This is a genomic window from Salinisphaera sp. SWV1 (assembly GCF_052044155.1).
Lineage (GTDB): Bacteria > Pseudomonadota > Gammaproteobacteria > Nevskiales > Salinisphaeraceae > Salinisphaera.
This window is the reverse complement of record NZ_JBQDYE010000024.1, coordinates 61,913-69,386: the sequence shown is the minus strand read 5'-3', so window position 1 is coordinate 69,386 and position 7,474 is coordinate 61,913. Positions and strand designations below refer to the sequence as shown.

The 7,474-nt window shown below is 60.2% G+C and carries 5 protein-coding genes and 1 pseudogene; all 6 read left to right on the top strand.

The window, feature by feature from the left end:
- A pseudogene (locus tag ACS8YF_RS12625) lies at positions 1-334 on the top strand (hypothetical protein); the annotation flags it as partial.
- Positions 327-1,853: a YfjI family protein gene (locus ACS8YF_RS12620; RefSeq protein ID WP_440850555.1), complete on the top strand. Its 1,527-nt coding sequence runs from the start codon at positions 327-329 to the stop codon at positions 1,851-1,853. The pseudogene ACS8YF_RS12625 and the gene ACS8YF_RS12620, both read left to right, overlap by 8 nt.
- Complete coding sequence (locus ACS8YF_RS12615) at positions 1,850-2,452, top strand: hypothetical protein (protein ID WP_440850554.1); 603 nt, start codon at positions 1,850-1,852, stop codon at positions 2,450-2,452. Before ACS8YF_RS12620 ends, ACS8YF_RS12615 begins: the two co-directional genes overlap by 4 nt.
- 264 nt (positions 2,453-2,716) lie before the next feature.
- Positions 2,717-2,995: a hypothetical protein gene (locus tag ACS8YF_RS12610; RefSeq protein ID WP_440850553.1), complete on the top strand. Its 279-nt coding sequence runs from the start codon at positions 2,717-2,719 to the stop codon at positions 2,993-2,995.
- A 19-nt stretch (positions 2,996-3,014) separates the two neighbouring features.
- Entirely contained in the window at positions 3,015-3,926 is a 912-nt protein-coding gene (locus tag ACS8YF_RS12605) for a hypothetical protein (RefSeq protein ID WP_440850552.1), read from the top strand.
- A gap of 218 nt (positions 3,927-4,144) precedes the next feature.
- Positions 4,145-7,453, top strand: a complete 3,309-nt coding sequence (locus ACS8YF_RS12600) for a hypothetical protein (RefSeq protein ID WP_440850551.1) — start codon at positions 4,145-4,147, stop codon at positions 7,451-7,453.
- Positions 7,454-7,474 lie beyond the last annotated feature (21 nt).

Here is a 7,474-nt window from a genome sequence, read left to right as displayed (position 1 = left end):
CCGGGCTTCGCATCGGTTCGGCTCCTATTCACTCTCCACTGCTGACTATTGTCCCGAGATTTGTCGGGTTTTTCAGCGACGCCCTAGCGCCCTGGTTCTGGCAGCAATTGACGCAGGAAACCTTAAAGAGGTATCGACCGGCGCACGTAACAAGTGGCCCGATACCGAGATCGTTGTATGCGCCGATGCCGACGACATCGGGCGAGAAAAAGGCCGGGCCGCTGCCATTGCGGCAGGCGCCCTGCTGGCAATACCGGAGTTTCCAGCCGGCGCCGAGGGGAGCGACTACAACGACCTCGCGAATCTGGCTGCGCAGGAGGTCGATCATGTCTGATTCGGCCATCGATATTCGCGGACGCTCGCCGGAAGATTGGCCAGATCTGGTCAGTCTTGACCTGCCCACACTGCCCCATCTGAACGCAGAGCACGTTCCTGGCTGGGCCGGGACGTATGCCAAGGCCCTGTCTGCGGCCACGGAGACGCCTGATGAATTATCGGCGGCCATGGTCCTCGCGGCCACGGCGACCGCTGCGGCGCGGCGCATTCAAGTTGAAGTGAAGCCCGGCTACGTTGAACCGGTAAACCTGTGGATTGCTGCCGCCCTTCCGCCGGGCAATCGAAAGTCCGCCGTACAGTCGGCTGCGACATCTCCAATAATAGGCTGGGAGCGCGAAGAAGCGGCGCGTGTCGCACCGGAGATTGCGCAGCTCGAATCCGAGCGCTCCGTGCTGGAAATGCGGGCCAAGGATCTGCGGACGCAGGCCAGCAAATGCGAAGACAAGAGCCAGCTTGCCGCTATGGCGCGTGAGGCGGGCGAAATCGACGCGAACCTGCCCGAAGTCCCGCGCTTGCCGCAACTCTGGACCTCCGATGCAACGCCGGAGCGGCTGGGCATCCTGCTTGCTGAGCATGGCGAGCGCATGGCGTGGATGTCGTCTGAAGGCGGCGTGTTCGATCTGCTGGCCGGCCGCTATTCCGGTGGCATTCCGAACCTCGACCTAACGCTCAAGGCATGGTCGGGCGATTCCGAACGCGTTGACCGCAAAGGTCGGGCGCCGATTCATCTCGACCGCCCACTGCTCAGCATCGGGCTATCGCCACAACCGGAGATGCTACGGGGGTTGGCCAGTCGCCCGGGCTTTCGCGGGCGTGGTTTGCTGGGTCGATTCCTGTACCTCTTGCCCACGTCGCCGCTCGGCTGGCGCACGCTGAATACTGAGCCAGTCCCCGACAGCGCAAGGCTCGGGTACGCGGCCGGTCTTAACGCAATACTGAATTGGCCCGCAGCGTTCGACCACGAAGGCCGCGCCACATTGCACACATTGCATCTCTCAAAAGACGCCCGACAGGACTGGTACGAGTTCTCGCAATTGGTCGAGGCCAGCATGCGGCCCGGCGGCGACTTTCAGCATGCGACCGACTGGGCCGGCAAGTGTCCCGGTCAAGCCATTCGAGTGGCGGGCGTTCTGCACGGCATCCGCCATGCGCATGGCGAACCCTGGGCGCACGAGATCAGCGGCGACACCATGAATGCGGCGCTTGAGCTCATGGCGGTGATCTCCAAGCACAGTCTCGCCGCGTTCGATCTGATGGGCGCCGATGACGGGATCGCTGCGGCCCGTCGAATCTGGGAGTGGATCGCCGAGGGTTATGTCCGGCGCTTTACGGTGCGTGAGGCTCACATTGCCCTGCGGTCGTATTTTCCACGAGCCAAGGATGTCCGCAACGCGCTCGATATTCTCGAAGAGCGCGGCTATCTCCGGGTGCTCGACCTACCATCCTCATCAAGCGGCGGTCGACCGCCTTCCCCCATCGTTCAAGTCCGCCCCGAACTCGCCGGAGCAAGACCATGAGCTGGCGCGACGTAATGGGCGGCTCACAGCCTTTACCCCTCCGCACACAACTCACACAACACACACAACCCGACCAGACAATCAGTTCTGTGCGTTCTGTGAGTTCTGTGCGGGGGTCCGAAAAGAAATCGGCCGATGATGAAGGCCGCCTGCTGGAGGCATTGGCGGCGGCTGCGGAGGGTATGCCGGTGACGTCAGCCGATCTATACGAAGCGCTAGCGCCGGAGGACATCACCGCCTGGCGCAATGGTTCGCTGGGCGCCGATAACCTCCGGGCGTTCGCCGTGGCGCTGTATGAGGGCCGAGAGCGCGAGGCCGGACGGATACCCGACAGCTACGAAGATATCGTCACCTGCGGCCAATGCGGGCCGGTCTGGCTGTTCACGTCCGGCGATGTGCCGAGTTGTCCGTGGTGCATCAACCGCATCGCCGGTCTACCGATTCCCCGCCCGGCCCCGGTGACTTGCGGCACTTGTCGCCACTTCCAACGCAACAAACATCCGCACCTTGGCCGCTGTGGCGTCGGCATGAAAGCGCATGCCCCGGCTGGCAATTGGGATACGGACCGGCACGACTGCAAGCGCTGGCTACCCGAGTAGTTCGAGCTTTGAATTCCATGCGCGCTCTATACGCCGAATAAACTGTATATTTATCCAGTTTTATGGTAATATCTTCAATAGGACAGCCATTCCCGGTGATCACTATGTCGCGACCTAAAGGATCAAAGAATCAGGTGCCTGGAGCAGACGAACAGCGCGCACTGATTAAACAATTGCGCCAACAGGCAGCAAGCGGCGACGCCAATGCCACGGGCGCATTGCTCGTTGTGGCGCAAATGCAGCGTTTTGTTAAGGAGCTTGTCCATGTCGGAAGCTAACGACGCTGAATCCCTAATCGACAAGGAAGTTGCGGTCTACGCGACAAAGGTTATCCGTCGCGCCATGTACTACTGCCGCTCGCTGCACCGGACGGCTTGCTTGCTGGAGTCCAATTTACGACCGGAAACACCGCAAGGCGCTGATGCGACCGCCATTCGCAGCATCGTCGGAGATTTGACCATTTCGCTTGGCGCCGAACTTAATCATCTCGAAACGATGTGCGACTTAGCCGATCTGGAAGACGACCCCGGCACTCTGCACTGAGGACAAAACTATGGGATTCATGGATCAACTGAACGCAGGCTTGAACGATCCCCGGAACGCCGGCTTGATGGGCATGGCCGAAGGCTTGATGGCCGCTGGCGGCGCGCATCGTCTACCGGTGAGTATGGGTCAGGCGCTGGCGATGGGATTGCAAAACGCTCAGCAGAATCAGCAGCAAGTTGCACATACGCATGCCATGCAAGCGCATAACCAGGCGTTCCATCAGGAACAACAGCAACGGCTGGCGCAGCAACAGGCGATTAATTGGCTCGCAAATCATCCTCAGGCCAATCAACAGCAGATGATGCCTCACCTCGCGGAAGCCGCGCCGCATCAGGTCGCAACCGGCATGGCCAACCAGCAGTTCCCACACCTTCAGGCCGTCAATACCGGCGATCAGGTGCAGATGGTCAATCCGTATACGGGACAGGCGCAGAACTCGCTACACAAAGGCGTCTCGCCGAGCGTATCGGCCCAGACCGGTTATGACTGGGCGAACCTGAAGGAAAACACGCGCCACCACAAAGCGGATGAGACGATTGCCAGCCGAAACGATGGGCTCCAGACCGGCACGCCCACGTTGTCGGACGCCGCGCTCGCCTATCATCGGGCCTATCCCTACGGGGACGTACCATTCAACCACTTCTTGCAGCAGAACTACCCGAGCCTCGCCAAGAGCGCGCCACAAGCGCAGCAGCCCTCGAATAATTCACACTGGTACAGCGGGGTTGAAAACTGGTTGTGGGGGCCACCGAATAAACCCAATGCCGCACGCGCTAAAAGCAGCGCTAAGCCAGCATCGCCGACCAGCACGAAAAACACGCCGTCCTATAGTAGTGCGGACGAAGTCAAACAGGCCTACCACAACGGGAAACTGACCCGCGCGCAAGCGACCCAGTTACTCACGAATCAATTCGGGTATCACGAGTAATGGCCTCCCAGCCGAGTGCGTCGGCCTTTCTGGATCGTTCATCCAAGCCGAGCGCATCCGCGTTTCTCGATGCCAAGCCGTCGAAACCGGGGGCGTCCACGGCTCTGGATTCGAAACCCAATAGGCCCAGCGCATCCGCGTTTCTCGGCGCAAAGCCAGGTGGCTGGGGTGAAGGCATCGGCGAAGGATTGGCGAATCTCGCGTCTAGCAGTGTATCGGTGCCACTGGCCGGCCTGGCGGGGATCGGCGATGAAGTCCTGAACAAGGCGGGCATCACCAAGGCCAAGCCATCCGACGTGATCCACAACGTCGAAAATGACCTCACCTATCAGCCGAAAACGCAGAAGGGCCAAGAGGTCACGCATTACATCAACATGCCGTTTGATCTGCTCAACAAGGGCGGCAAAGCGGCAGGTGATTGGGTCTACAACAAGACCGGCTCGCCGATAGCAGCAACCGCAGTGCAGACCGCCATCGACGGCGCACCGGCATTGATCGGGCTGAAAGGATTAGGCCGGGGCAAAGCCGACGTTGCAACGGATACTGCCGCCAGTCCCGCAGAATCGGCCAAGCCGGAAGCCAAGAGCGCCCCTGAGACAACCACTGGCAGCGAAACCAGCGTCAAGGAAACGCCGCTGTCTGCCGGCGACAACGTGACCGTGGACGGCCTCAAGGGCAATTGGACCGTCGAGAAGCCGAGCAACGACGGCTTGATGCACTGGGTCAAGAACGATCAGGGCGAGCGCCGGGAAGTCGGCAATCATCTGATTACCCAAGCCGAGACAAAGCCGGCGGACAAAGCACCAGAACAACAACCACAACCGAAGCCGGTACAAGCTGTAGATGTTGGCAAGCTGGATGCGGCCATCAAGAAGCCGCCGTTCCTACGCACACCCGAGGATAAGGTGGCGCTGCGTAACATCGACCCTCGCACGGCGGATATTCTGCGTACGCCGCCATTCCTGCGCTCGCCGGAGGATCGCGTCTACCTTAATGGCGTATCCAAGCCCACGGGCGATAACCGCGCTCAGATCGAGTCTCGCGATTCGCCGGACATGCAGGCCAATACCGCCGAGCATGTCGCAGCGGAGAACATGCGACCGAGCGCGGCGCAGTATCTAGACCAGCCCACAGAACACACACAACACACAGAACCCTCGACACACGCGCGCTTGTCGGCCAATCCGATGTTCGACCCGGAGATATACCAGTCGATCCTTGGGCCAGCATACGAGCGTGCACGGGCGGCGCTGGAAGCCCACGTCCCGGAGGAAAAAGCACAAGGGCCCATCCCGGAGCTGGACAACGAACGCCAGCCGATCCCGACCGATAACGTCGAAAAGGCCCTGCACATCCTCCGGAACCACAAGACGCTCGATAACATCGACGCCCTGAACTTCCTGCGCAAGGCAAAAGAAGCCGGCATGACGCCGGAGATCAACCGCAAGCTGATGGATTATGTCGAGGAAAAGAACCTGCCGGAATCGCAGCGCACGACCTCGCTGACGCCGGAAGAACAGCACTTGCACGATACGTTCATCGCCCCCATCCGGAACGCGCTCGACCACAAGGACGGCTACGCACCGCGTGAAGCGCGCGGCAAAGGCGGCAAGCTGGATCTGTTGCGGGAAAAGAAGAGCGGCCGATTCGGCGTCGGCACATTGCGCAAGAGCCTGCCGAGCATGAAGCATCGCCTGTTCAAGGCGCTCACGGACGAGAACGGCAATCGCACCGTCGTTGCGGCCAAGCGCCAGGGTAAGGACTACGCCCTGACGGCCTTCCACAATAAGCACCCGGAATCGTTCGGCACGATCAAGGCCACGACCGGCGAGGATGAGCTGAACCGGAAGATCAAGCCGATCGACGTGGCGATCAACAAGCTGCGCCACGAGAAAAACATCCTGAGCAAGACGCAAAGCCGCCGCCATGCCGCCCGCGTCCGGCTGGCGAATATCGAGGATGGATTGAACGCCCTGTATGAGCGCAAGGCCAAGCTACAGGAACGGCACGCCGACGAGTTGAACGACCAGTTCTTTACGCACAAGGGCAAGCGCTACCACATCGGCGAAGCGACGGCGAACGAGATCGAGAAGCATACGAACGTCAAGTATCACCGCAACCTGCTGGGTAAGCTGCTGGATGAATACGTCGCAAACCGGCAAGTACAGCGACAGACCAAGTTCCTCGACGATCTGAAAGCCTCGCCGGAATTCCAGAAGGTCGCCACACAGGATCCGACCAAGGCCAAGCCCAAATGGAAGTCGCTGGAGCTGCCGCAGTTTCACGGCTGGAAAGCGGAACCGTACACAGCGGAAGTACTGAACCACTTCGCCCGGCGAACCAAGGGTGATCTGCGCGTCCCGATTCTGAGCACGGTCAATGATCTCGCGCGCAAGGCGATGTTTTCGGTGCTGCCGGTCTGGCACGACTTCAACATTGCCGACATGGCGATCATCAACCGGGGCATGGTCGGTAATTTCTCGCCGGCCAGCATGGTGCGTCTATGGAAAACCATGGGCCCGGCGATGAAGGAAGTCATGACGCTGGGGCCGAAGTACCAACGCCTGATGGAAAAAGGCGCACCGTTCATGTACGCCAAGAGCAAGCTGGGGCTCGTGACGCCGGAAGCGTTCGGCGACATCGTGAATAGCCTCGGTACGGAACTCGACGCCAAGCCGGAGCTGCATCCGATTGCCAAGGCGCTGGGGTTTGTGCCCGGCAAGGCGCTTCAGGGCATGAAATGGTGGGGACACCACGCCAATACGTCCATGTGGTCGTTCAACGACATGGCGATCATGCAGGCCATCATGGAGCGGGAACTCAAGGGCATGAGCGAGGATGACGCGCTCATGCATGTGACCGACATTCTGCCGAGCTATTCCCTGCCGGAAGGATCCCGGTTGCTGAACGTCCTTACTCATCCCGATATGTCATGGTTTGCGCGCTATCACCTGGGCCTGTTCAAGGCCTACGGCAAGATGATGCAGCGCGTACTGGGCAAGTCGTCGGACGCTTCGTTGCGTGCTCGCGGCATGGATCAACTGGCGATGGTGGGCCTGATGGGCCTTGTCGTCTATCCGATGCTGGACCAGATACTGCGCCAGCAATCCGGCGATCCCAAAGCGCATGTGGCGCGGTTCGGCCTGTCGGCGATCCCCTACGACCTGTCCAAGTGGGCCAGCGGCCAGATGGCGTTACTCGACTTCGGTACCAAGATATTCACGCCGGCGCCAGGCAGCTACGAAGCCTTGCAGCAATTGGTGAACCGCGATATCTGGAGTGGTGATGAGATCGCGCCGTATTACTCGACACGCGGTGAAGCGGCTGAAGATCGGATAAAGCATCTCACGCACATGAACATACCGGCGCAGAACTTCGTCGAGGGCAATACGCCATTGCAGGGCCTGGGCCGTCAGTTCGGCATCGAGATACCGAAATCAGAACCGGATAAGCGACGAGAAAAGGCCAAGGAACGCGAGAAGGCGAGCCGCGAGAAGCATCGTTATTTCCAGCAGCATCGATCCTGATCAAAACAGGCGGGAACAGGT